Source organism: Sphingomonas sp. PP-CC-1A-547 (assembly GCF_003610375.1).
In the GTDB taxonomy this organism is placed as follows: Bacteria; Pseudomonadota; Alphaproteobacteria; order Sphingomonadales; family Sphingomonadaceae; genus Sphingomonas.
This window is the reverse complement of the sequence record NZ_RAPZ01000013.1, coordinates 278,414-303,629: the sequence shown is the minus strand read 5'-3', so window position 1 is coordinate 303,629 and position 25,216 is coordinate 278,414. Positions and strand designations below refer to the sequence as shown.

The 25,216-nt window shown below is 61.9% G+C and carries 23 protein-coding genes; 10 read left to right on the top strand and 13 right to left on the bottom strand.

What is annotated here, in order from left to right; all coding sequences use genetic code 11:
• From C8J39_RS14850 to C8J39_RS14835, 4 genes are read right to left on the bottom strand one after another with little or no spacing between them, the layout of a single operon-like run.
• Nucleotides 1–3,024: a type III restriction-modification system endonuclease gene (locus tag C8J39_RS14850; protein WP_120301149.1), complete on the bottom strand. Its 3,024-nt coding sequence runs from the start codon at nt 3,022–3,024 to the stop codon at nt 1–3.
• Nucleotides 3,021–4,952 (bottom strand): site-specific DNA-methyltransferase, encoded by a 1,932-nt coding sequence (locus tag C8J39_RS14845; RefSeq protein ID WP_120301148.1) that lies wholly within the window; start codon nt 4,950–4,952, stop codon nt 3,021–3,023. The genes C8J39_RS14850 and C8J39_RS14845 overlap by 4 nt, the downstream gene beginning before the upstream one ends.
• Nucleotides 4,953–4,969: 17 nt before the next feature.
• The gene (locus tag C8J39_RS14840; RefSeq protein ID WP_120301147.1) at nt 4,970–5,728 is read right to left on the bottom strand and encodes a DUF4391 domain-containing protein; all 759 of its coding nucleotides are present in this window, start codon (nt 5,726–5,728) and stop codon (nt 4,970–4,972) included.
• Nucleotides 5,725–8,544 carry a helicase-related protein gene (locus C8J39_RS14835; protein WP_243650137.1) on the bottom strand — a complete coding sequence of 940 codons (2,820 nt, stop codon included), beginning with the start codon at nt 8,542–8,544 and terminating at the stop codon, nt 5,725–5,727. Before C8J39_RS14835 ends, C8J39_RS14840 begins: the two co-directional genes overlap by 4 nt.
• A gap of 222 nt (nt 8,545–8,766) precedes the next feature.
• On the opposite strand from C8J39_RS14835, the gene C8J39_RS19120 reads away from it, so the two are divergent.
• The 7 genes from C8J39_RS19120 to C8J39_RS18545 all read left to right on the top strand — a co-directional run bounded on the left by C8J39_RS19120 (nt 8,767) and on the right by C8J39_RS18545 (nt 13,935).
• Nucleotides 8,767–8,889: a hypothetical protein gene (locus tag C8J39_RS19120; RefSeq protein ID WP_259457560.1), complete on the top strand. Its 123-nt coding sequence runs from the start codon at nt 8,767–8,769 to the stop codon at nt 8,887–8,889.
• Nucleotides 8,890–9,159: 270 nt separating this feature from the next.
• On the top strand, nt 9,160–9,978 hold the full coding sequence (locus C8J39_RS14830; protein ID WP_120301145.1) for a ribonuclease H-like domain-containing protein: 819 nt from the start codon (nt 9,160–9,162) through the stop codon (nt 9,976–9,978).
• 79 nt (nt 9,979–10,057) lie between these two features.
• A complete protein-coding gene (locus C8J39_RS14825) occupies nt 10,058–10,672 on the top strand; it encodes a hypothetical protein (RefSeq protein ID WP_120301144.1) in 615 nt (204 codons plus the stop codon).
• On the top strand, nt 10,672–11,601 hold the full coding sequence (locus C8J39_RS14820; RefSeq protein ID WP_165895249.1) for an AAA family ATPase: 930 nt from the start codon (nt 10,672–10,674) through the stop codon (nt 11,599–11,601). Before C8J39_RS14825 ends, C8J39_RS14820 begins: the two co-directional genes overlap by 1 nt.
• Before the next feature lie 98 nt (nt 11,602–11,699).
• Nucleotides 11,700–12,230: a hypothetical protein gene (locus C8J39_RS14815; protein ID WP_243650136.1), complete on the top strand. Its 531-nt coding sequence runs from the start codon at nt 11,700–11,702 to the stop codon at nt 12,228–12,230.
• Between the two features lie 55 nt (nt 12,231–12,285).
• Nucleotides 12,286–13,170: a hypothetical protein gene (locus C8J39_RS14810; protein WP_120301244.1), complete on the top strand. Its 885-nt coding sequence runs from the start codon at nt 12,286–12,288 to the stop codon at nt 13,168–13,170.
• A 150-nt stretch (nt 13,171–13,320) separates the two neighbouring features.
• Nucleotides 13,321–13,935, top strand: a complete 615-nt coding sequence (locus C8J39_RS18545) for a hypothetical protein (protein WP_132833619.1) — start codon at nt 13,321–13,323, stop codon at nt 13,933–13,935.
• 548 nt (nt 13,936–14,483) lie between these two features.
• Here the strand turns inward: C8J39_RS18545 and C8J39_RS18845 are convergent.
• Both C8J39_RS18845 and C8J39_RS14800 read right to left on the bottom strand, forming a co-directional pair.
• Nucleotides 14,484–14,630 carry a hypothetical protein gene (locus tag C8J39_RS18845; protein WP_165895248.1) on the bottom strand — a complete coding sequence of 49 codons (147 nt, stop codon included), beginning with the start codon at nt 14,628–14,630 and terminating at the stop codon, nt 14,484–14,486.
• Nucleotides 14,630–15,502, bottom strand: coding sequence for an IS1 family transposase (locus tag C8J39_RS14800; RefSeq protein ID WP_243650166.1), 873 nt, complete (start codon nt 15,500–15,502; stop codon nt 14,630–14,632). The genes C8J39_RS18845 and C8J39_RS14800 overlap by 1 nt, the downstream gene beginning before the upstream one ends.
• 109 nt (nt 15,503–15,611) lie before the next feature.
• Here C8J39_RS14800 and C8J39_RS14795 point away from each other — a divergent pair, with 109 nt between their 5' ends.
• Genes C8J39_RS14795 through C8J39_RS14785 form a run of 3 tightly spaced genes read left to right on the top strand, consistent with a single transcriptional unit; the run spans nt 15,612 to nt 17,548 of the window.
• Nucleotides 15,612–15,908, top strand: coding sequence for a type II toxin-antitoxin system RelE/ParE family toxin (locus C8J39_RS14795; RefSeq protein ID WP_120301139.1), 297 nt, complete (start codon nt 15,612–15,614; stop codon nt 15,906–15,908).
• Entirely contained in the window at nt 15,908–17,041 is a 1,134-nt protein-coding gene (locus C8J39_RS14790) for a HigA family addiction module antitoxin (RefSeq protein WP_120301138.1), read from the top strand. Before C8J39_RS14795 ends, C8J39_RS14790 begins: the two co-directional genes overlap by 1 nt.
• 9 nt (nt 17,042–17,050) lie before the next feature.
• A complete protein-coding gene (locus C8J39_RS14785; protein ID WP_120301137.1) occupies nt 17,051–17,548 on the top strand; it encodes a hypothetical protein in 498 nt (165 codons plus the stop codon).
• 214 nt (nt 17,549–17,762) lie between these two features.
• Here the strand turns inward: C8J39_RS14785 and C8J39_RS14775 are convergent, their stop codons facing one another.
• From C8J39_RS14775 to C8J39_RS14745, 7 genes are all read right to left on the bottom strand, one after another.
• Complete coding sequence (locus C8J39_RS14775) at nt 17,763–17,984, bottom strand: hypothetical protein (protein WP_183038009.1); 222 nt, start codon at nt 17,982–17,984, stop codon at nt 17,763–17,765.
• A gap of 239 nt (nt 17,985–18,223) precedes the next feature.
• On the bottom strand, nt 18,224–18,793 hold the full coding sequence (locus C8J39_RS14770) for a hypothetical protein (RefSeq protein WP_120301134.1): 570 nt from the start codon (nt 18,791–18,793) through the stop codon (nt 18,224–18,226).
• Nucleotides 18,794–19,323: 530 nt separating this feature from the next.
• Nucleotides 19,324–20,544 carry a type II toxin-antitoxin system HipA family toxin gene (locus C8J39_RS14765; RefSeq protein WP_120301133.1) on the bottom strand — a complete coding sequence of 407 codons (1,221 nt, stop codon included), beginning with the start codon at nt 20,542–20,544 and terminating at the stop codon, nt 19,324–19,326.
• Complete coding sequence (locus C8J39_RS14760; RefSeq protein WP_120301132.1) at nt 20,541–20,867, bottom strand: helix-turn-helix transcriptional regulator; 327 nt, start codon at nt 20,865–20,867, stop codon at nt 20,541–20,543. Before C8J39_RS14760 ends, C8J39_RS14765 begins: the two co-directional genes overlap by 4 nt.
• 103 nt (nt 20,868–20,970) lie before the next feature.
• Nucleotides 20,971–21,573, bottom strand: coding sequence for a hypothetical protein (locus tag C8J39_RS14755; protein WP_120301131.1), 603 nt, complete (start codon nt 21,571–21,573; stop codon nt 20,971–20,973).
• 447 nt (nt 21,574–22,020) lie between these two features.
• Nucleotides 22,021–23,103, bottom strand: a complete 1,083-nt coding sequence (locus C8J39_RS14750) for a catalase family protein (RefSeq protein WP_120301130.1) — start codon at nt 23,101–23,103, stop codon at nt 22,021–22,023.
• Between the two features lie 8 nt (nt 23,104–23,111).
• Nucleotides 23,112–25,151 (bottom strand): L-dopachrome tautomerase-related protein, encoded by a 2,040-nt coding sequence (locus C8J39_RS14745; protein ID WP_120301129.1) that lies wholly within the window; start codon nt 25,149–25,151, stop codon nt 23,112–23,114.
• Between the last annotated feature and the right edge of the window lie 65 nt (nt 25,152–25,216).

The window sequence follows — 25,216 nt, the reverse complement described above, 5'->3', positions numbered from 1 at the left end:
TCATGCCTCTTGAGTGATCTGCGCCGCCTGGGTCAGCAGGTCCTCTACGGTGCGGGCCACCGTGAACATTGGCTCGGTTTCCGACCGTGCCACGCTGGCGAAGTGGCGCTTGCCGCATTCGATCTTCGCCGCCTCGGACCCGCGCAAGTCTTCCATCAGCAGCACGCCCTTCGTCTCTGCGACGAAATATAGCCGCTCGCCTGCCTCGGTCGACACGAGCACCGCCCAATCTGGATTGTATGACCCCAGGGGTGTGGCGACCTTGAACCATGACGGCAACTTGGCGAACACCTTCACCGCTTCGTTGCTGTCCAGCGCTTCAGCGAAGGGCCGTTCGATCGTCGATGAGTCCCAGATGACCGCGTCGTAGACCGACTTCTTGGTCTCAACCATACGGCCGAGATAGCCCTTCAGCTCTTCCGATTCGAACAGCTCCTGCGCGTAGAACACGTCGTCGCCGATCTTCTGATAACGGACGCCGGTGACTAGCGCGGCGATTTTGGCGCGTTCAATCAGGTCCGCAGCCTGGTCGATGAAGGCCGCAGGGTTGAGCTTCAGGTCGTCGAGCCGGCCACTGTCGATCAGGATCTTCGCCAGTGACGCGCGGCGCAACTGTGTGCGGTTCTGCAGTTCGCCCAGCACGTCGGGGACGACGATGCTTTCCGGGGAGACGGTGACGAAGCCGGAGGTCGTCTCTTCACCGGTATCGACACCGCCGCGACCGATCGCGAGCCCCGCTTTGCGCCAGCGTAGCTGTGCGCGTGCGACGTGGGGCGCGTTCGCAATGCGTCCGGCCGCATCCGAAATCAGCGCGTCGGGATCGAATGCCAGCCGATAGGTGGTGCGGTGCTTGATCCGGTCCCACAGGGCCTTGAAGTCCTCGCTGAGAAACACCGCCTTGTTGAGCTTCACCGTTCGCCGTTCGTCGGCATTGCGAATATCCAGCCGGCCGGCCAGCTTGACCAGCAGAGCCCGCGCCGGACCCGCGACGGCGGCGAAGCGGTCGGGCAGGACCAGCGTGTTGTCCTTGAGTGCAGTACGCAGGCTGTCCTGGATCTTGCCGGCGGCATCGATCAAGCCCTCATCGCGCAAGTGATCGAACAGCGCGCGCGATTCCTCTACGCCCATCGGCTGTGTGCCGTCCGGCGTCTCGTACACAAGCGCTGCGAAGCTGTCGGCGACGACGGTGCCGAAGCTGATCCCGAGATCCTCCTCGATCTGTTTCTGCAGGCCCTCGGCGAATGTTTCGAAGCTCTCGTCGGCGATGACCGTGAGAACGTTCAGCCCCTCGTCGCGCCGGCGGTCGCCATTGGCGTCGACACACAGGCGAAGACCACGGCCGATCGTCTGCCGACGTTCGCGGTTCGTCCCCATCTCGCGCAGAGTGCAGATTTGGAAAACGTTCGGATTGTCCCAACCCTCACGCAGCGCCGAGTGCGAGAAGATGAAGCGCAGAGGTTCGGCTTCGTCGAGCAGCTTCTCTTTCTCGCGCATGATGAGGCGGAAGGCGCGTTCGGCCTCCTCGCGGCTCTTGGCGTTCCGGAAGTCGCCGGCAGCGTTGAGTTCGGCTTCGACCGGCACACCCTTCTTGTCGATCGAGAAATAGCCATCGTGGGCAGATTCCGGCTCGGGCTGACGACCGGCGAACAGCGACTCACGGAAGTCGGGATGGCCGGCGAGCTTGCGATATTCCTCCTCGAACATTCGTCCGTACTTGCCCAGTGTCTGCGTGCCGTCCTCGGCGTAGGCCCGGTAATTCTCGACACGGTCGATGAAGAACAGGCTCAGCACCTTGATGTGCTGGCCCTGTTCGCGGAACGCGCGTTCGCGGAGAAAATGTTCGCGGATCGTGCGTTCGATCATGCGCCGGACGATCCCGTCGCGGTCGACATCGCCATGCGCCTGGCCCGGGCGGAGATACACGACGTCGCCGGGTATGTTGAGCTGGACCAACTCACGCCCCTTGCCGCCCTCGATCGTGCCGACCGAGACGTCGCGGTACACGTCGCGGTTTGTGCGGTCCTTCAAGTCGTCGCCATCGCGGACCGTCATCTCTGTCCGGCGAACCTCGCCCGCACCCTGCAGGTCGATCTCCACCGTCGCGACCGGGGGTTTGTTCTTCGCGGTCTTCACGGACACCAACCGGACATAGGCGGTGTTGTTCGCGCCGCGTACTTCCGCGCCGGCGACGTCGATGCGTTTCACGAGCTTGCGCTCATAAGCGTCGATCGCATCGAGCCGGTACAGCATATGGTGGGTGTGCAGGTGGGTCGCGGAATAGCCGACGGTGCACAGTGGGTGCATCTCGCGCAACGCCCTCGCACCCGCGCTGTCGGGGTCGCGACCCTGCACCGATTGCGGTTCATCGACGATCAGCACCGGGCGCGCCGCGCGAACCAGATCGACCGGCCGTTCGCCGCCGGTCTTCTCGTGCGGCGTGTAGAACACGTTGGTGTCCTGCTTGTTGAACGCACCGATCGTGCCGATCATGATCTTGATCGTCGAGGCGGTGGCGAAGTCGCGGACCTGCCCCAGCTTGGCACTGTCGTAGACGAACGCATCGACGGCCACCCCAGCATAGAGCGCGCGGAAGTGGTCGGCGGTCATCTCGATCGTCTTGGCCACGCCCTCGCGGATCGCCACGCTGGGCACGACGATGACGAACTTCGTGAAGCCGAACCGCTTGTTCAGCTCGAACACGGTGCGGAGATAGACATAGGTCTTGCCCGTCCCCGTCTCCATCTCGATGGTAAAATTGCCGTTCGTCAGCGCCGACGCCGGGGCGAGTCCGTTGCGAAGCTGCACGGCGTTCAGGTTGGCAAGGATTTCGTCATCAAGCAGAGTCAGGCGGTTGCCGATGCCCAGCGTCGATTCGTCCAGCCCCAACGCACCCTGAGCCGCATCCGCGGCAACGCGGCTGACGGTGAATTCGGTACGATTGATGTCCTGTCCCTTGAACAGGTCGCACACCGCCTCGATTGCCTGTAGCTGGTAATCGAGGTCGGATTCGAATTTCAGCTTCACAGGCTGCGGACCTTCAGCAGTTTGTCGTCGAGCCGCTGGTCCAGGATCGCGGCGACGTTGGCCTTGGCGACGTCATTCTCGAAACCGGCATCCTTGAAGAAGATCGTCGCGGCCGAAACAGGGTTCAGCGCGATGATCCAGTCGGCGATGCCGTCCGCCAGCGCCTCGGCACCGGCGGCGGTGATGCGGGCGAGGCACACGACCAGAACGCCGCCGCCCATCGCATGGACGGGCGCGCCTGCAATCGTCTCCGTCACCATCGGCTCGGTCAGGTCGATGCCCTGCTTGAGTAGCAACTCGGTAAGCAGATCGTCTTCCGTCCGGCCTTGAACTATGTTGTCTGCGGCGGCGAGCAAATCGGCAACGAGATTGTCGCCAGGCTGCCACACGCGCAAGTTGGAGGTTGCGAGCTTGTAGACACGGAAACCCTGAGTGCCTTTTTTGCTAGCAAAGGTGGCCGCGGTATGGGCCAGACGCTTTCGAACGGCCTTACCCAAATCGGCGGACCCTCTACGGCTATTTTCAGTCGGCAACTGGACCAACACATACGCTCTCGTGCCATCGTCTTTGACGTTCTGTCTCGCGACAGCCTCCCCGGTTGTCCCAGAGCCGGCAAAGAAATCCATGACAAGCGCATCTTTCTTATCTGCGGTAAATACGCTGATAAGGTATTGTATCAACAAAACGGGCTTAGGATAGCTGAACTCTACACCTATCTTTTGAAGCTGCGAGCTATTCTGCTTTGTCGTTCCTACGTTTCGAATGACCGATAGAACGTGACTTTGCTGTTGTGATCGCGACTTGAAGCCGTAGATAGCGCCCGTTTCCTTCAAAGAAAACCAAGTTTGTTTCCCTTCGCTATCTTGGATAGGAACGCATCCGTTTTGACAGTACAGCTCAAGCAGGTTTCGTGAGCTCCATCCGCTACGTACTCGTCCGGGGGAGACGAGCTTTCCACCGCGCACCTCTAAAGGGTCAATGATGTATGGCCAAACATCTTCCCGCGGTTTCAATAATCCATCTTTAAATAGGGCTGGGAACCCTTCTGGAAGTGTAACGGTCGATGGAGGATTTGCAGGACCATTCTTTGTAATAGAATTCTCAATAGTATCATTATAAAGTTTGCTATCATCAGATATATTTGGATCTATTACGGGTGGTTTGGAAAATACTGACCGGTCGCGACAGAATGCTACAACGTACTCGTGCACTCCCTTAATCGCGCTCTGCTGATCAACATTGCCCTCGTTGTTCCATACAAAATCTACTAAATGGTTCTCATCGCCAAATACGTCCTCAAGAATCTGACGAAGACGGGGATACTCAATCTCATTAATAGAAACGAGAATCACTCCGGTCGGACTAAGCAATGGTCGGGCAGCTATCAGTCGGGCATATATCATACTCATCCAGCGTGAATGATATCTGCCTGAACCCTCTGAATCTGAGGTGAGATGGCCACTATCGTCAATCTGACCAGTCTGGAGCAAGTAGTCTTTGAGCGTATCGCGGAAGTTATCATTGTAAACAAAGTCCCCGGCGGTATTGTAAGGCGGATCGATGTAAATCAAATCTACGCTTTCCGCATAACTTTTCTGGATCAGTTTCAATACTTCTAGATTGTCGCCTTCTATCATGAGGTTACGGGTCGATTCCCATTTTACGCTTTCCTTGCGAGCCGGCAACAACGCGCCGGTTGACGGGGTTAGCGCTATTCGACGAGCGAGGCGCTTGCCCGGCCAGTTGAGGCCGTAGCGTTCGTCGCCGTCTTCCACTTCGTCACCAAGCAACTGACGCAGCGTGTCGAAGTCGATCCGGCTGTCGGCGACGGCAGCCGGAAACAGCGCCTTCAACGCCGCAATATTGTCGGCGACGGGATCGGCGCTTTGGGCTTCGGGGTCGTTGAGGGTCATGCGCTCGATCGTCATATCTGCTCCGCGCCGGCTCAGGCCAGCAAGTGAGTGAGGCGGCGAAGTTCTGCTTCGGCCCCGGTGATGGTGTGGGATAATGCGACCCGCGTCGACAGCCGCTTTTCGGCAGCGGCGGCCTTGCGTAGCCGCGCCACCTCGCGAACTTGTCCGTCATGCGCGCCCAGCGCCCTGCGGCGGGTCTCAGCCTCATGCGCGTTGGCGGGCAAGCGAAACTCACCCGTGATCCGGGCGGCGGCACAGGCTTCGATACGGTCGATTATCCCCTCGTACAGCGACCATAGGCTGGCGGCGGGCAAGTCGGCAACCGCAAGGCTCGCCATGAACGCGGCGGCGGGTTCGTCGCCCGGCTCCTCGAGGTCGGGTGACAGCACCAGCCGCTCGATCACGAAGCGATCTGCATGCCGTTCGTGCCGTCGCTTCGGCGCGACGCTGATCGTGGCAGCATCGGCCGTCCCGGTAATCAGGATTAGCGGATAGGGGATGGCACTATGTGCGATGCGAGCGAGCCGCATTGCATTGGCCCCGGCGCGCGTCTCCAGCGTCAGCACCGCGATCTCCGCATAATCGCGGGTCTCGTCGGTCATTGCCGGGACGCCGATCGTTGCGGGCTTCAGCGTGGCCCGCCAGCGCAGCCGCTCGATCCCCGCGTCGACCAGCTTGCGGTCGCCTGCGCTGGATGCGCCATGCTCGGCCAGCAGCGCCTTGGGCACGCGCCGCTCCATTTGCGCGGAGGCGGGCAGGGCGAGCGCGTCGAACAGGCGGCCCAGCATCATGCGGAGGGCAGCACCGCAACCCAGGCGACCACTTCCCAATCGTCGATGCCCGCAAAGTCAGCGCCGCCCAGCGTACCGCCGGGCGAGAACAGGCTGGCGACCGCACGCTCCTCTGCCTTGCCGGTGACGGCGGCGAGCGCGCTGGCGAGGAGGTCGCGCCATTCCTCCATCGCGAGGCCGCCCCGCGTAGCCGCATCGAACTGGTCCCACGCGTCGGTGTCGATCGCGCGCCCGCGGTCGCCGAGCCATTTCAGCCGGTCAAGCACACGCTTGGCCTGTCCCGGCGGCAGCAGCATCGCGCCGTCCTCGCTCACATGCACCAGCACGTGGGGGCGCAGCGGATCGGCGATGGCGATCGCGGCCAGCGCGGCGGGCGTCTCCGCGCGCAGGCAGAAGATGGCGCCGGCGGGAATGTCCGGCGTGGCGGTCACGACGGCGTACGCGGTTAGCGGCATCCGGACGAGGGCTCCACGCTCGTCGACGTTCAGCCCAGCCAAGTCGATCCGCAGGTCATTCAGCGTCAGATCGGCGATCGACACGCCGGACGACAGATCCTCAAGGTCGATCACCGTCGTCTGCAACGTCTCCAGCTGGCGGCGGCGATAGTCGAGGTCGTTCATCGTGTCGCCAGCCTGCGCCTCGATGATGTTCTCCTCGCCGGTCGCCGACACGTCGAGCAGCACCATCCGCCCGGATACGCGACGTTCGAGGTTGATATAGGTGTCGAGGTCGACGTTCGGCCAGAAATTGACGAGCTGGATCTCCGCATTGCGCGATCCCAGCCGGTCGATCCGGCCGAAGCGCTGGACGATCCGCACCGGGTTCCAGTGGATGTCATAGTTGATGAGGCAGTCGCAATCCTGCAGGTTCTGCCCCTCGCTGATAACGTCGGTGGCGATCAGCAGGTCGATCTCGGGCTCGCCCGCGTCATCATTCTCGCCATCGGCGCGTCCTTTCGAACGCGGCGAGAAGGCGGTCAGGATCGAGGCCAGGTCGGTGCGGACGCCCTTCGCGGTCGTCTTGTTCGCGCCCGTTCCCGTCACCAGTGCGACGGTGCCGTCGATGTCGGACGCGAGTGCGCGATACAGATAGCCGGCGGTATCGGCGAACGCCGTGAAGACGATTACTTTGCAGTTGCCCGCGTTGAACGGGTTGGCCTGCTTGTCGGCAATGAACCGCCGCAACGCCGCCAGCTTGGCATCGCGTTCGGGCGTGATCGTCCGCGCCGCTGCCAGCAATGCCTCCAATAGCAGGCGGTCCTCGGTCAGATCCTGTCGCCAGCGCACCCGGTCCGCGTCGGCGAGCAGGACGCGGACGGATTTGCCGACGGCCAGCGTCTCGAATAGCGGATCATCAACCTCGATATCGTCGATCGATACTTCCTCGATCGCGCCGTCATGCGCGTCGATGCGGCCGATCAGTGTGTCGACCGTCGCCAGCTGCCGTTCCAGCGTCAGCGCGAAGCTGTGGACCGAGCTTTCCATCCGCTTCAGCAGGTTGACGCGCAGCAGGTGGACCAGGCTTTCCTCGCGGTCGAGCTGGCGGAACACGGACTGCCCGCCGCGGACCTGCTGGTTGTAGGCGCGGTCGTACGCCTCCTGCTTCGATCGCAGCACATAGCGCAGTGGGGCGTACGCGGCGAGCGTCAGACGGCGGATGTCCGCGTTGATATCGCCGATCGGCGGGAACGCGCCGGTCGTGTCGACGTCGGCCTTGATGTTGATCGGCGCGCGGCGTTCGGGAAAGCGGCCCGTCTCCGCGGTGCCATAATAGCGCTCGATATGCTTGCGGCTCCGGGCGATCGTCAGCAGGTCGAGCAGACGAAAATAATCGAAGCCGAGCATGTCAAGCAGCCGTTCCGACGTCCGTCGTTCCTCTGGCATCGCCAGCCAGCGATTGAACGCGCCCTGTGCGAAGCGGATCGTGCCCTCGATCGACGGGATGTTCTGATCGGCGAGCGCGGCGTCGTTGCCTTCGGTCGCGAACGCGATCTGGTTCTTCAGGTCGGCGAGGCGATTGTTGACCGGGGTCGCCGACAGCATCAGCACCTTGGTGCGCACGCCGGCCTGGATCACCTGACGCATCAGCTTGTCGTACCGCGTCTCGCGGTCACGGTGCGTCGTCTTGTTCCGAAAATTATGCGACTCGTCGATGACGATGAGGTCGTAATTTCCCCAGTTAATATGACTGAGGTCGATGTCGCCGGACAGCCCGCTCTCGCGCGACAGGTCGGTGTGGTTGAGCACGTCGTAGTTGAAGCGATCCGCCGCCAGCATGTTGCGACGATCGTTCTGCTTCCAGATCGTCCAGTTTTCGCGCAGCCGCTTGGGGGCGAGCACGAGGACGCGATCGTTGCGCAATTCATGATATTTGATGACGGCAAGCGCCTCGAACGTCTTCCCCAGGCCGACGCTGTCAGCGATGATGCAGCCGCCGTACCGCTGTAGCTTGTCGATCGCGCCGACCGCGCCATCGCGCTGGAAACGGTACAGCTTCGACCAGATCACGGTGTTGCGGATGCCCGTAGCCGACTTGACGATCGATTCTTCGTCGGCACCTTCGCCCATATCGGCGAAGACTGCGTCGAGGACACGAAGATACACATCGGCGGCCGGCCGGCGGGCGGCGGCGGGGGCGAACACATTGACGATCTCGGCGCGTCCCATCGGATCGATCGGTAATCCCTGCCACTGTTCCTCGAACCAGTCGGTCAGCATGACGGCCTCGTCATCGCCTTCCGCTACCTGAACGATCCCCAGCCGGTCGGCCGGCGTCAGGCCAAGGCCTTCGGTGGTTAGCGCGCAGGCGCCAACCATAGCGATTCGACGTCCATCAATGGCGTCGAGGATCAACGTGGATTGGGGCAGCCGACCTGATGCAACACGTATATCGACCCGTTCCAGCCAGGCCGACGTTCGGGACGCGGCTCCCCGCAAGGCCAATCGGTTACGCTCGGCACGGTCCGCGGTACCGCCCGCGACGCCATCGGCAAGCAGCGCGGCGGGGGGCAGTAGCAGCTTGCCTTCAGGGGCGCGACGATGACCATCGACAAGCGCGGCTACGCCAAACACCGAGAGATTGGACGCCGCAGCACGGATCGTCGCCGTGTTACCCGCCGCCCGCAAATGGTCGATGACGCGGTCGTTTCCGCGATTCCTTAGCAGCTTCAAAAGTACGTTCCGATAACGGTGGGCAATCCTTCCCCGCGTTGTTCCTGATCCTTTCTCGCAGGACAATAGCAATCGGCCGCGACTGGTCGATCAGTCGATTGCAATCGCGAATGACCGCCTGGAGATGTTCGGGAGCGCTGATTGCGAGCAGCGTGGTGATCAGAGTGAGTGAGGGGAAAAAGGTGCGTGTTTTGCGCCCATGCCTTGCAGCGCTTTGGTTGTCCCGCGGGCCATGACCCGCTTTCTATGAAGAGGTGAACCATGCGCGCATCATCATCGCGCCACTCGGACGGCATCCAGATGCCAGCGACGATTCTGGCCTACGACATTGAGACCATCGCCCCCCAAGTGGCGGACGGTTCGTTTCCACCTTGGCCGACACACCAACCGGTCGCGATCGGATTTGCCGAGGCTCGCCATCGTGGCGGCGGCTGGAGCTTCGATATCGAAGCGCTGGTCGTCGCCCACGGTACAAACGAGTCCGATCTGATCCATGCAGCTGATACCCGTATGGCGAAAGCCGACACCGTAACGTCGTTCAACGGCAGCCAGTTCGACGCGCTGGTGCTGCGTCTATCGGCGCAACGTGCGCGGTTATGGAACTTAAAGGCGCTTGCCGACCATGCCGCCGCACACCGCTATGGCGGAGAACATGCCGATCTGGCTGATTTATACAGCAGCTACGGCCGTAAGGTGGGGCTTGCCACCATCTGCGATCAGATTGGTATACCGGTGAAAACCGATGTGGGCGGGGCTGATGTTGCGGTTTTGTGGGATGCTGGAGAGACCGAGCGTATTCGCAAATATGTGATGGAGGATGCCGTAGCCACGCTCGTCTTATGGTTCGCCTGGAACGCGTCGCGTGCCGGAGATGAGGCGCTGGTCACCCGGCCGATGGCGGCGCTGGCCCGGCATATCGCGGCAACGCCGGATCTAGCGCACCTGTCTGCCTTCCTCGACTGCGCGCTGATGCGGTGGTGCCGCCCGCGTGCGTTGCATGCGGACATCGCCGCCGCACTGGAGCGCGTCACCGCAAGGCTGCGGAGAGAGGAGGACGAGCGCGCCTTCGCCACCGCCTGACCACTACCGTCGTCACCACCGCCTCTGCCGGCCCGGTCATCTCGTGATGACCGGGCCGCTTTCATTTCAAGGACCGTCCATGACCACTGACACCGTTGCTCTCTTCACCGCCTGGATCCACCAGCGCGCGCACGGCAAGGCTCCAGCACGCACGCTGCTAGTCGGCGCCGCCACGCTCACCGCGCGCTATAGCTTCGGCACCCTTGCGTTCGATCTGGCGGCACACAGCACCACCGTCACCGACAATCCGGCAGAAACTATAAGGTGGCTGGCCGAACGACTGCATGTCCCGCCAACCCGGTTGTTGCTGTGGCGCGCGGAAGATATTGTGATTCCCTCACTGATATCTGCGTGTGAGACAGCGCGCGATACGGTTACCGCAGCCAGCTTGTTGCGTGAGCTCGATCTGACGCTTGGCGGCGAGATGATCGATGTGGCGGACAGCTACGGCGGAGGGCAGGCAACCTCGTTCGACAGTGTGTCACACGCGGTGGGTTTGCCGCTTCGGCCGATGATGGAAGACCAACTGCACGAGGCGCACAGGACAGGTTGCCACGGTGCCATCCGCACACATCTTGCGTCGCGCGCGATTAACACATGGCGGCTGTGGATAAAAAGCCGGGCCGATGCCGCGGCACTGATCGCCGCAACCGACGCATGGATCGCCACGCCGGACGCAGAGGTGCGGCTGTGATGGTGGTCGACGGAAAGCCGCACGTCCGCCCCTGTGTGTCGATTCCGACCTACGGCAATGAGGCGAACAAGTGTATCGCTTCGATCGGCGACGTGTACTCACCGCTGACGACGCCTTTGCCGCTGGCAGGCGCGCCCATGCTGGCGAGGACCCGCGGCAACGAGTCGCACATTGCCGCAACTTTGCGGGCAGAAGCGCCGTGGATGGATGCCGTAATCGGTCGTCTCGCCGATCAGGCGACATTGCAGCTACGGGCGGGACTGCCTTGGCTGTCGTTCCGTCCGTTGTTGCTGGTCGGCCCCGCTGGTGCGGGCAAGACGCATCTGGCGCGCCGGATTGGTGAGCTTTCCGGCTGTAGCAGCGCGATCCTGTCGCTCGCAGGTGCAAGCAGCAATGCCGAACTCGCCGGCAGTCCACGCGGCTTTCGCCACCCGCAGCCCAACTTCGCCGCGATGGCGATGTTGCGCACGGGCATCGCCAACCCGGTGATCGTCGTTGACGAGGTCGAGAAGGCGGCATCAGGCGATTTGGGCGATCCTGTCGCCACGTTGCTCGGGTTGCTGGATCGGTCGACGTCCAGCCGGTATTTCGATGGCTGTCTAGCAGCCGAGATTGACCTCTCGCACGTCAACTGGATCCTCACCGCCAATCGCATCGATCGTCTGCCGGAGGCGTTGCTGTCGCGGGTCGAGGTGGTGGAAGTGCTCGGCCCCGGGCCGGCTCACGCCGAAATGATCGTCGCCAGCCTGTGGCGAGACATCGCCCGCGACTTCGGCCTGCCACCATCGGCGCTGCCGCGCGTCGAGGCAGCGGCGCAGACGGCGCTGCTTCGTCTATTCCGCAACACGCGTTCCCTTCGCCGGTTGCGCCGAGCGATCGAGACGCTCGTGGCGGTGTCCGGGCGACACGTGCCTCGCACGCTCAACTGAATGAGCGGGCCAACTGGAAGTCGGGATCGAGCACCGTAGAAGACGGGAAAAATGCTCCGGCCACAGGCCGTCACCAAAGGAATGAAACGATGGAAATAATGCTTCGCCACCAGAACCTGATGCTTGCCCTGCGGGTCGAAATGGGTTGGCCGAGGTTCAAACTCGCAAACGATTGCCTAGCGTTTTCGTCCGGCGAGGAGATGAGCTTTCAGGTCGGCATGGAACTCGCCCGTGTCGCGCAGTTGCTGGGCAAGGACGTCATCTATTCGGGCTGGGCCAGCACAAAGGCGACGAAGCCGACCAGCTTCAGCCTGGCATACCGCGAGGTTTTGACGGTTGATGTTATCGACAAGCTGGTGCCCCATGCCGTGAACGACACCGCCCCGCTCACCCTCGTCAGCATCCGTGCGGGCGAACACTTCGTCGTTGATCGGCGCGGAAGCCTCGTCCGCGTGGCTGGTAAGCCGCGGGACATCGGCACAGGCCGTCAGCTGGCGATGAAGCGCATCAAGGCCAGGGCGGCGAGGATGGGCGACACGCTGCTGGCGAGCAACCGCTTCCTGCCGACTGGTCAGGACTGGATCGAGCCGGACGCTGTGCCGGCCGAAACGGTCGTTCGCTTCGGCTGACTTTATGCGCCGGCGCGCCCGCGTCCGGCGCCACCCTTGCAAGCTGGAGATAATCATGAAGCTCGAACTTCCCGCCCCGCCTCGCGGCCCGCGCACCTATGTCGTCCTCGATCTCGAGTCGGCCGTCCTAGATCGCACCGCCCACCGCCGCTATCAGGCAATGGAGCGGTGGGTGCCGGATGACAGCGACCGCCCCAGCCGGCCGGGCTACACCCGCAGCGAAGACCCGCTGAAGACTCCGCGGTGGCCGTTCCAGACGATCACGACCGCCTCGATCCTGATCGCGCGCGAGCATGCCGACGGCGGTATCGACGTCAGCCGGTTCGTTACATATTCGGCACCCGAGTGTGATGAACGGGGCGTGCTCGCCGGTATCCTGAAGGAATTGGCGGATACACCTGCCGATACGGAATTGTGCTCTTGGGGCGGAAGCATGCACGACGTCCCGTTACTCATCGCCGGCTGCGCCCGCCACGGGCTCACCCTGCCGCGTGGGTGGGGTTGGTTGGCGTTCGGCGGCAAGAGCGCGGCCCGTCACGTCGACTTGTTGCGGATTTTTACGGGCGGCTTTGCCATGAAACCCGTCCATCAGACCGAGATGTTGGCCGCGCTGGATCTGCCTGGCAAATGGACGGCAAAGCCTGCGGCGGTGGCGAAGTTGATCGAGGCTGGACAATGGCATTTGGTCAAGGAGGTCTGCGAAGGCGACTGCGTGTCCGAAGTACTGCTGCTCGCTCGCTGGCGGCAAATGCTCGACGGTCGGGCGGAGGTGAACGTGGTCGAAGACCGTATCTTGCGCCGGATCATCCAACTGATGCCGGGTCGCGGGTATGTAGCCGCGCTACAGGCACGGCGTGATGCGCGGTTCGCGGCGCAGATCGGGAAAGCGGCGAACGACGCGATCGCACTGGCACCGTGGTTGGATCAGGATGCCGCCTGACGAACGGTCACGTTCAGTGTTGCTTTACCGGTAGCGGCTAATCCTGCCGGCATGACAAAACTGCCCCTACACATTCATGCGCCGGTGCGGAAAAATTCGGACAGCCTGTCTGCAAATTGTTCCTTCGGCGCATGATAAGGTAGGACCGGCATGTCCAAACCTTTCGTGCCGCAGGATGGCTTCCGACCGTTGTCACGCGCCGAGGTGGAGACGGTCATCGGTCGACTCGACCTGAAACCACACGCCACGATTGGACGGACTGCTGATCACCTTGCCGGCGACTACGCGGGCGAAGGACGCGATCTGCTGCATGACGCCGTTACAAGGGCGCTGACGTCGCGGTCCTGCCGGGAAGGTATTACCGGCGAGCAGTTTCTCGCCGGCATCATGCGCAGCATCGCATCGACTGCCCGCCGATCTCGTGAGCGGCGGGCGGAAGATCCGGTATCGATCCCGGTCGAAGTGCTGGCCGAGCAGATGGCGATCGGCGGCTACACTGTCCAATCTGCCGACGATATCATCGAGACCGAGCGTGTCCGTCGGATCTGCGCGGACGTGCTCGACCGTTTGGCAGCCGCGTCCGCGACGCAGGCGAAGCTGATCGACGGGATCGGCCTTGGCTTGCGCGGTCAGGCGCTGGCCGATCATCTCGCCATATCTTTGGACGACCTCGCCACAGTTCGGCGTGCCCTAAAACGACACGCGCAGCGGCTGTGGCTGCAAGTCGAGCCAGCAATATCCCCGCCGGAAAACACCAGACCATAGGTACGGCTTCGTCTTGCTCGGCTTGGGACTCGAGCCCAAGCAAGCAGGGGGAAATCTAATGAATTAAACGCTCTAAACCGGACCGACTACCCAGCTAATTTCGGCCATCGGCAAGCGATGGGCGCGCCGTCACAAGATCGACCTGGCTATGCTGGACGCTGCGGGGACCGTCAGCATGATGGGTAACCGTTGCGTCAAGCGACCGCGTATCGATCCACGCCGCTTCCACCCCAAGTTTGGGCACGATTGCGCCGATACCCTAATTTCCAGAGGATCGCGCTGGCGTCCGACTCATCGCTACCAGGACATCCTGTATGGAGAGCAGCGGTCAGTACACGGAAAACTAAAAATCGCGGGTATCCTGCTGCCGACATCGCTTTGCACCTCCTTTAACGGGAGCATAAGGCCGTTAAGGAAATCTTTGGTCTGCCAACCAGATGCATGATCTTCAAAGCCAGCTCCTGCGTCATCAGGTAGTGTGTCAGTTTGAAATCAGTCGAACTTTCGCGCGACGGGATGATCTGGAAATGCCTTTTTAATAATGGCGATCACGTCTCCCCCTCTGCCTCCTCGTGCGATCGGTAGATGTAGTCGGTCCCGACGAGCAACGTTGAAGGGTCGGTCGGGTAATAGATATTTGCCGCCACGAGTCCGTTGGTAGGGTGGCTGAGCGTCTCAATTTTGAAGGATGCCATCATGAGGCGTTCTCGTAAGGCCCGCGCTTTGCCGGGGCAGCTTCGGCATCCTCAATCAGCTTCGTGATATCCGCAATCTGCCAAAGCCGATCAGCCACGCCAGCGGCCATCGCTGGGGTGATGCGCTTCGTCTTATGAATGCGGACAAAATTGTAATACATCATGTGGAGCGCGACGGCGTGCGCGTGGTTCTCGACCTTCTTTGTGAAGGCGTTGGTCACGCGGGTGAAGCGGCGCATGTGCAAGCGGATGGTCAGGGTCTGGCGTTCAACATAGCTTGTCGAGACGTGCGCGATATCCGGGTTGCCTTCGCGATCGATTTTCTTGCTGCCTGTGCATTCGGCGGGGCTGTAGCGGCCCGGTGCGCCGATCGTGTTGCCATACAGCTCCACAAGCCGCGCATAGTCCACATCGGCCCCAAAATCGCCCTCTATGGCTTCCAGATAGGCGCGGTGACCGTCGCTCGTCAGTTGGACTCGGCTGGCGAGGCGCGACGCCAAGTCGTCCATGAACCTCATCGCATATTCTGCATCGCGACCGCCAACGAGATACGAGACGATCAACTTGCTATCGGGATCGTGCGCGGTCCACGTCCACGTATCCCCAACGCCTTCCGGCGCTTCCTTCTCGGTAGCGACGCTTTTCTGTTTGGCGTAGGTGAACGACCAGATTTCATCGACCTGCACGCGGGCTGCTTTGACGTTGCGCACGTTGGCGTCGTGATAGGCGGCGCATGCTTTCCCAGCGTCTATCAGCAGCTTCGCGACAGTATTCTTGCTCGCGCCGGTCAGCCGCGTGATGGCGCGAATGCTCATTCCCTCGCAGAGAAAATGAAGGGTTTTCGCGCGATCATCATTCGAGAGCCTGTTCACGCCCCCTGTGTCTAACTCTTCGACTCTCCAGTCAAGCATAAGGGTCAGTTTGGCATTAGTAATCAACTTATCGTTGCGTGTCACATTCCCGGTGTGGTACTAGGCCTCAATGAGGATCGAGTTCGCAGAGCCAGGGCTGAGCCTCATCGAGACGGATGAAGCGGGATCAACCCGCCTCCCGGTCGCGGTGATCAAATCGGCCCGGCGCAAGCTGACCGTCCTTCGCGCTGCGATCGACGACCGTTCACTGCGGAATTGGAAGAGCCTGCATTACGAGAAATTGAGAGGGGATCGTGAGGGTCAGCGGTCAATTCGGTTGAACGATCAGTATCGAATGGTTTTCGAGATGGATGAAGAAACGGAACCGCAGACGATCACTATATTGAAGATTGAGGATTACCATTGATGGCAAAGGCCGCACCATTGCCGGCGGATCATCCCGGCACATTCATTGAGGAAGAGCTGGATGTCCGTGGCTGGGCGCAGGCTGACCTCGCCTACATTCTCGGCATGGACGTTAGTCAGCTGAACAAGCTGATTAAGGGGGCGACGTCGATTACCCCTGACACCGCAATTGCGTTGGGCGATGCGTTCGATATGCCTGCGGAGTTCTTCATGAACTTGCAGAAGATGTATGATTTGCAGAAGGCCAGGAAGGCAGACCCCGGCGTGCGGACGCGCGCCTCTTGGGTTTCCAAATTTCCCGTGCGGGAAATGATCAAGCGCGGATGGATCGAGGATGCCGAGCCCGCTCTGCTCGACCTTCAAATGATGCGATTTTTTGGCAAGAATAGGATTGAAGATATCCCATTCGTGAGCGATGCCCCGCTTCTCGCCCATGCTGCGAGGAAGAGCGACGACTACGCCGGAACCACTGAGAGTCAGTATGTATGGTTGAACCGCGTTCGGAAAATCGCCGAGCAGATCGAGTGCCCACTGTATTCTGAAAAGCGGCTTCGGGACAGCCTGAGTTCGATCCGCGAGCACATGCTGATCAAGGACGACCTAACCCATATTCCCGGTATCCTGCACAAGTGCGGGGTGCGTTTCGTCCTCGTGGAAGCACTGCCGGGATCGAAGATCGACGGCGTTTGCGTGTGGCTTGGCGGTCAGCCTGTGATTGGCATGACGCTTCGCTTGGACCGTTTGGACAACTTCTGTTTCGTACTCAGGCACGAGATTGAGCACATTCTTAACGGGGACGGCAAGGAAGAGACGTTTGCGCCGGTCGATAGCGATACCGGAACAGATACGATCATTGAATGCGAGAGGCTGGCTAACGAGGCTGCCGGTGAGTTTTGCATCCCGCGCGTTCTGCTTGACTCATTCATCGCGAGGAAGAGCCCGTTCATCTCCCGTGATGACGTGCTGAAATTTGCCGCGCGTGCAGAGGTTCATCCGGCAATCGTGGTTGGCCAAATTCAGAACCGGACCAAAAAGTGGGGCTGGCTACGAGAATATCAGATTGGGGTGCGCGAGCATCTGATGGATTGGAGTTTCAAGGACGGTTGGGGCCATTTCGCCCCGACCGGCCTCTAGGAGGTACCGATGGCCGACTACAACGAACAGGTAATCCGGCATTGGGAAGAGTGGTCGGCGCAAACTGGTCAAGATTCCGGCGACCCCAATGATTTTATCGATTGGGCGATGGCTAACGGCAAACTCAACCTGCGTCCGCAGGACGTCCGCCAAGTCTTTCGTAGGCAGGTGACGCAGGCGCTTCGGCAAGAGAAGCGCTACGACGAGGCGGGCGGTTTCACCTACCGCGCGAAGCAGTGCGTCACACTCTTCGATAACGGGGTAAGCACGAAGCACTACTTCGATATCGACACCGGCGGCACGCCCACGAAGCGCCAGAAATCAGCTAGACAGCGCCGTGAAGCTATCGCTCATGACGTTTATCGGGCGGTCTGTGACGTCGAGCGGATGAACAAGAACTTTCCGGACGACCCTCAGCTCAACTTCTATCTGGCGTTCGATGATGACGTTGCCGAGCATCGCGCTGCGGAACAGGCAGAGCGGGATAAGGGCGAGGAAGCAGCCTAACCTCTCTTCCAACGCGCCGATGCTGCCACGCTGGCAATCTCAGAGCGCTGGGCTGGCGTAAGAGCTTTCGCACGGGCTGGGCCGCCCTTGGTCCCCGCTGTGCTGGCGCGCCTCTCAAATGTGGTCTGTTCGAGGTCGCTCGCGTCGCCCGTCGCTATATCGGTAATCAGCTTAGCAAGCTGGTTGGGATCGCGCGGGCGCTTTGGGGGCTTCGTCATGCGGTGAGCTGTCTTACTTCTCCCGGCTGTACGTTGAACGCCAGTGCAGCGCCGGGCGGCATCAGGCGGCATTCGAGGATATCGATGGTGCCGGTCACCTCGTCTCTAACTGCTTTCTCGGCAGCGTCTTGATCGTCACTGCCAACGACAAAGATTGCGATGAACGACGAGCCGTCGTTTGCCATCCGTCCTGCTATTGCAATAATCCAACCGTCCATGCCGCCTTATCACACGGGCGGCGGTTGGTTTGCACCCCTGTTTTCAAACTGACCCACTACCCGTCATCAATGCACAGTGCGATGAATCCAGCTTGAGGCTACGCAAGCGGATCGACTGAAGCGAAATCCCATGCCCATGAATATTTGGTTGACCGATGTGGCGTCACGCGTGTCGGACTGGCCTTGGCAACACAAGACCAATTGATCGCCCGGGCCGCAACACGGCCCGGGCCTTTGTCCTAAAGAAGACGGGAAGAGTCGTCGATCATATCCGGTTGAGGGGCAGGCGAGGGTTGCATGTATCGCCTCAACAGTTCGTCCCGTTCGGCGCGGAAGGTGACGGCTAGTTCCTGCTGGGTCGCCACCCCGGTACGAAGCTGTTCGATCACGATGGTCGCCACGCGCAGTTTCTCGATCGCGTCCTCGCGCTCCTGTTCGGTTGCTTCCAGGCTCACCAGCAAGCTGAGCTTGTCGGACTCCGCCGCCGCCGCGCGTCGGTCGGCGGTCGCGACGAGTTCTGCAGCGGCCTGACGATCGTCCCGAACGATCTCGCCCAGCATCCCTGTGAAGACCGTCACAAGGTTTTTCGCCTTGTCTTCGTCCAGCACAAACGGCGGCAACGCTGCCTCGCCTTGTTTGCTGGTGCGCCACAGCTCGACATATTTGTACACCGTCCGGCGTCCTTTCGTGCCCAGCCGGTCGATGACCATGTTGGCGTTGATCGCGTGGATCGGCTTACCCTCGGCGAGCAGCTTCTCGCATTCCTCGGCGACCTGTTCTTGGGTCACCCAATCGTCCTTCTTCTTCATAGATCACTCGCATCGTAGGCCAGCGCGCGTAAGGTTCGTGCAGAATGTGTACGTCGTTCAGGCAGTACACCTCGTACAGGATGTGCAGCACGCGCCGGCATTGTCGTAACGATCCCGGCGTCGCCGACGATCGCGGTGGCGCCGCTCAAGTCGAGCAGCGACGATGCAGATCGATTAGGGTGCTGCCCACTGTGCAGGCGGAGCAACCAGCCAGCGGTGATGGAACGACGGCGCTCGTATTGTCGGCATCCAGGGGCGCAAACTTCGGGGAAGTCGCGCAAGGATTGTGCTGACGACGAGCGCCGTGGCGACCGCAATAAGAGAAGCGGACCCGCCAACCGCACTGCGTAGCATCCGCCCCACGAAAGCAAGTACCGTTCCGATCGCATCGATAGCCTCCGCGTCCAATCGCGGGCGGCGGCAAGAGACTCTCATCGGGTCAGGAGACGCAGGCATGTCCATGATACTATTGTAGGTCGGTCGGCAGTGGTTCCCAAGCGCCATGTGCCGGACGTCGGTCGTTGCCCGCCTTAATCAAACGCCGCGGCGATGTGCGCGAGCCGCCCGTCAATCTCAGTACGGGACGCGTGCACGCCGACCTCTTTCGCGATTCTTGGCCACTCCGCGATGGCCGCACGGACCATGTCGATGATCTCTGCGATCGACCGCGCTGACAGACCGTGTCGCCGTCCGAGCGCACTGACGTGCGCCCGCGTCGGCGCGCGACCCTCGCCTTCGATGGCCATGTAATGCTCACCGCCGGGACCAGCGGAAAAGGTCAGGTCATAGGCGGGTGCGAGACGCCAATCGCTATCCGGCCCCATCAAATAGCTGTGTTGCCGGCTATGGTCGTCACGATTGTATGCGAGGACGTTGAACACCATCCGTCTGAATGCCTCCGACAGATCGTCTGCGTGTCGCGTGATCGCCATGGTTGCGCGCAGAAAGCCATCATAGTCGATGGTCGGCATATCCGGGGGCGCTTCGATGGCGCCCGCCAACGATACCATGTGCAGCCGGCGTCCGGGGAAGGGGCGATCGAACCGACGGGACGCGAACCAGCCGTAACCGTCCTTGGACGGAATGATGCGCGATTCCGCCATGGCAATGCCGGCAGCACGTGCCATTCGGGCATAGGCTTCCTCGACGGGGCCGATATCCACGGGATCGTGGATCGCCCGGAACTTGACGATCCACTCCGCACTGGCTGCGTCGTCGACGGGCAAGCCGATATGGATCTTTGGCCGTGCGCCACCGGAGGCGCCGCCCAGTAGGGCGAGCGTATCGAGCAGCGATCCCTCGTCGCCCAGCAGTAACGCGTACGACTGCTCGGCCAGAGCGTCGAGGTCGATGGCATCGACGTCATCGGCGGGTGTAGTGGTCGGCTCATAGACGAGCGCACCGCGGCCGCTCGTGCCGACCAGCGCGAGCCTATCGATCGCGGTCAACGTCTCCATCCTGATGCCGAGCTTCTCAAGCCGCCGCTTCATCAGCAGCCGTCCCCAAGCGTCGGGGAGACTGTCGGCGAGGAAACCGGGCAGCCCGTCGAATGCACGCCCTCGCGCCGCTTGCAGGCCAGGCTCGGGGGGATAGAGGAGCGGATCGATCCGCCACCGATTTTCGATCGTGTCGGCCGACCATTCGAGTTGAGCCAGCCCGTCCGACATTGCCAAGCGACCGACCGGCGTGGCGAGCTCTGTCTCGTCTAGCGCCAGGCCGACTTGCAGCGGCGTCCCCGGCGCCAGTTTCATCGTGTCGCCCTTGCCGATGGCGCACGCAGCCGTGGCTTGGGGGCCACCGCACGTGCCGCTTGTTGCTGATGAAGCAGCGCATCCATCGAGGTCGCCGCGGGTTCGGGAAAGAGGGTGCTCAGGTCTTGCTCGCACCGCAGTGCTACCGCCGCCCGAATGAGATCGTCGATCGAGGCCTTTCCTTCAGTTTCTAATCTGCGCCAGGTTCGATACGATACGCCGGCCCGGCTTGCGGCGTTGGCTTGGGTCAATCCAATGCTAAGGCGACGGCGCTTGATCCGCTGACCTAGCGCCATGGCCATTTCGGTGGGAGTCTCGAACATCGTCCAGATATGGACTATAAACGCGGCTTAAGCAATTTAATTGCCCATATACGGCCGCTCTCTAGATCGGACGCACGCTTGGGACATCAGTCCTTGAGAAGCGTCAAGCCGCGATTTTTTCGTCCGTCGACCACGCCAAAAAAGGGCTTACGTTTTGACCGAGAAGCCGACGGGCGTCGTCCATGACGACGTTCATCCATTCGGCACACCATCCCGGTGCATAGTCGTCAGCATCGCCCGGTTCCGGACCGAAAAGCCGTTCCAACTTCCACAGGAGCGCTGCTTGGTCTGGGGCGGGCATCTGGATCAGCGTACCCTCGATCGCACATTGGGCGTCGCACAAGCGGTCGCTTTCCTCACCAGCAGCGTCTGTGCCGAGCCGTTCGCAGTTGCTTCGATATGTCAGCCACGCATCTCGGCCTTCGGCCGCCTTTCGCCTGTAAACCGGCGACCAGTGATCATCCCAAGCGTTCAGATCTCGTGGGTCGACGTGATAGCGAGCGACCTGACCGTTTAGCGCTTCGATTTGGAAGCGGAGACTCGGACGCGGAGAAATGCGTTCCAGTTCCTTATACAGGGGACCATAGATCGTTGAGTTGTGTTGCGAGAGTGCGTCCTTGGCGGCCTGATACTCGGCAAGAGCCCCGTCCCACACCGCGTGCTTCTCGCGATCCACTACGATACCCATCGAAACGTGCATGTTCATATAAGCCTCCTATTGCCGCCGGCGGACGCTGCCGGATCGTTGCAGGGACGATCTGTTGACCACAACGGGTAAGCGATGCGTTTAGGATCTCGGTTTGCCGTGATCATGATTTCGTCAGTTGATTGCGATTGCATCAGGCGGTCGTGAGATCGTTCGGGGGTATCGCCAATCTGAAAGACATTGACCTGCTCTTGAGAGGGTGAGAATCTAGGTTGAAGGAACCGATCCAATGACGCATTTGGGCAAATACTGGGCAAGCACTCCTAGTGAGATTGCTAAGCCCTTCGAAAACAAGCTGAAAATCAACTATTGTCACCGCATTGACATCGCAGGGGTCGCAAGTTCAATCCTTGCCACGCCCACCATTGAAAACCCCGCTAGTCCCATGGACTAGCGGGGTTTTTATTTGCCCGGAGCGCAAGTGGGTTCCCCGAAGGGACCCTCGTCTCAGGCCGGTATCTGGTCGATCGTGGCGGTATTTTCGGCCTTGATGCCGTTCTCGCCGTGCCGCAGCTTCGACAGCGCCTGATAGACCTGCAAGCGGGCGCGCATCACCGAACCGAGCGGGCGATGCGCCGCGAGTGCGTGCGCGGGGCGGAACGTCATCACATCGTCGAAATAGCGGACGCGGGCGGCGCTATAGGCTTCCTGCCGGGGGATGCGGATCGTCCCGACCGTCAGGTAGCGGCTCTCCTCCTCGGGCCAGTCGACCGACGTATCCTCGATCGGCTGAGTCTCGGCGTTCGCCCAGAGCTGTACGCGCAGTTCGAAGACCGCGTCATGTTCGCCGAAATAGCGCACGGCGGCATGACGAAAACCGTCCTCGTCCTGCTTCGGGTCGAGTTCCCAGTCCTTCAGCGCGGTCTGTTCGGGCGAGGCGGGGAAGGCGCCGAGCTTGGCGACGTAATCGCCGTAGCGGATCGGGCATTGGCTGAAATACGGTTCGGCAAGCGGATGGCTGAACGGGTGGCCGAAAAAGTCCGCCTTGGGGCTCTCGGTGCCGACCGCATGCAGCGCCTTGTTCACGTTGCGCGCGAGGCTCGACACCGCGCTCTTGAAGCCCTCCGGCAAGGGCACGGCCGCACCGATCTTCTTGGCGTCGCTGAGAAACCCCTGCGCGGTGCCGGACGGAAAGGTCGTGCCCGTCGCGAACACGAAATCCTGCGTGTCGGCATCGTGGCCCGACAGCTTGTCGCCGGGTACGTCGAAGATCTTGATCGCCATGCCGCGGTGCGTCGAGACGCGGTCGCCAAGCGTCTCGCCGGGTCCCTGCGCGAAGCGGATTGCGACGGGGTGCGGGCCGGGCGTCGCGAACACGCCTTGTGCGAGTTCGGGCGGCAGGCCGGGCGCGATCGTCAGTTCGCCGATCACGCACGCCGAACTCTTCGCGTGGCTCGCGCGGACCGCATGGCCCTCGCGCTTCTCGACGGTTTCGGTCTGTTGCGACATGCCCTGGATGATGCCGTCGATCGACTCCTGTTCGTCCGGCTGAATCGTCTCGATATCGTCGCTGTAGCGGAGATAGGTCATGTCGGGCCTCACTTTGCGGGTGCGAACGAGAACAGCTCGGTCTTGAGCGACGCGGGCGCACCAGGCTTGAACCAGTTGGTGTCCTGGATGTGGCTGGCGGTGACGTAGATGCGGCCGTCCGCGCCTTCCGAGAACGTGTCGGGCCAGCGCAGGCGGGCGTCGGTCAGCACCGGCTCGACATGATCGCCGACCAGCCGGGTGATGCCGTTGTTCACCGGCGACGTCAGGTAGAGCGTGCCCGCCTTGCTCATCCACAGGCCGTCGGCGACGTGCGTCTGCGCGACCGTCTTCACGCCCGCGGCCCGCGTCGCCTCGCTGACGCCGTCACGCAGCAAGGCTGTGTCGATCGAGTAGAGCGTCTTGCCGGTGAGCGCTTGGTAATACAGCGTCTTGCCGTCGTTGGAGATCGCGATGCCGTCCGCGGCGAAGGCGGGCTGGCGACCGTCGGGGCGGACGAGCGGCTTGCCGTCGGTCATCACCTTCACGGTCTTGTCGATCTGCGTCGAGCCGTGGCCGTCGAGCGCGCGGAAGCCCTTGCCGGTTTCGAGATCGATGACGATGATCGCGCCGCGCGTCCCGGAATCGGTGATGTAGCCGGTCTTGCCGTCGGGCGAGAAGCGGATGTCGTTGAGGTAGGTGCCCTGAAGCGCGACGTCGAGCGGCACCTTGATGACCTTGGTCACGCGGTTGGTGGCGAGGTCGACCTTGACCAGCTTGGGTGCGCCTTCGAGGATCTTCTCGTTACCCGGCGCGCCGGGATCGAGCACCCAGAGGTTGCCGTGGCCGTCGGGAACGATCGACTGCACGCAGACGAAGTAATCGCCGACCGGCATCTCGGCGGACTTTGCGTTGCGCCAGCTGTTCCACTTGGCGTCCGGATAGGCCTTGAGCGAGCCGTCCTTCATCACTTCGGCGACCGAGATCGGGGCGTCGTCGGTCCAGCGCGGGAAGTTGACGAAGCGGCGGCCGTCGGCGGTGACGGCGACGCCGGTCGCCTGGTGATCGAACTGCGCGACCTGGGTGAGCGGGCGACCGCTGGTCTGCGCTGCGGTCTGCGCGCTGGCGACGCCGATCGCCGCGGCGGCGACGACGGCGATCGCGGCAACGCCGGCGAGGAAGGGCTTGGTCTTGGACATTGTGAGGCTCCGGTCGGTGGTGTCGGACAGGTCGGCGGGATTGCCGGTGAAAAGCTGGATGAGATGGCGCGCGACCGCGTCGGGGGCTTCGCGCTGGATGAAATGGCCGACGCCGTTGAGCGTCACGAACGCGAACGGGCCGGTGAACTTGGCGGGTACCGCGGTGCTCGACGATGGCGGATTCACGCCGTCGACCGCGCCCTGGAAATACATCGTCGGCAGCGAGAGCGTCCTGGTCGCCTTCACCTTGTCCTCGAGCCACTGGCTGCGCGGATCGGGTTCGGCCTCGTTCCAGCGCGCTCGGTAGCTGTGCAGCGTGACGTCCGCCCAGTCGGGGTTCTCGAACGAGCGTGCGACGCGGGCGAAGGTCGCCTCGTCGAACCAGCCGGAGCGCGACCAGTTGACCCAGTGGATGTGCGCGAAGCCCTTATGGTCGTCGCGCACGGCTTGCGCACCGCGCGCGGTGGCCATGAACCAGTGATACCATTGACGTTGCGCCTGCTCGAACGGTGGCGTCGGCATGCCCCCGAGGCGGGGCGGGGTGGCGAGCATCGCCATCCGTTCGACGCGGTCGGGCCAGCCGATTGCGAGCGCTTCCGCGGTGTTCGAGCCCCAGTCGTGGCCGGCGATCATGAATATCTCGATTCCAAGCCCGTCCATCAGCGCGATCATGTCCATCGCCAAAATCGCGCTGTTGCCGGTGCGCGGTGCATCCCCGACGAACCGAGTTTCGCCAAAGCCGCGCAAGGTCGGCACGATGGTCCGCAACCCGGCTGCGTTGAGCGCGGGGACGACCTCGTCCCAGGTCGATGCATCGTCGGGCCAGCCGTGGATCAGCAGGACCGGCTGGCCGTCGCGCGGCCCGGTATCGGCATAGGTGATTGCGAGATCGTCGGTGGTCTGGATCGGCATGATGGTCCTCGTCGGATCGGGGCGTCGGGCTCGTGGTGGAAGCGGGCGACGCGAAGGGTCCTGGT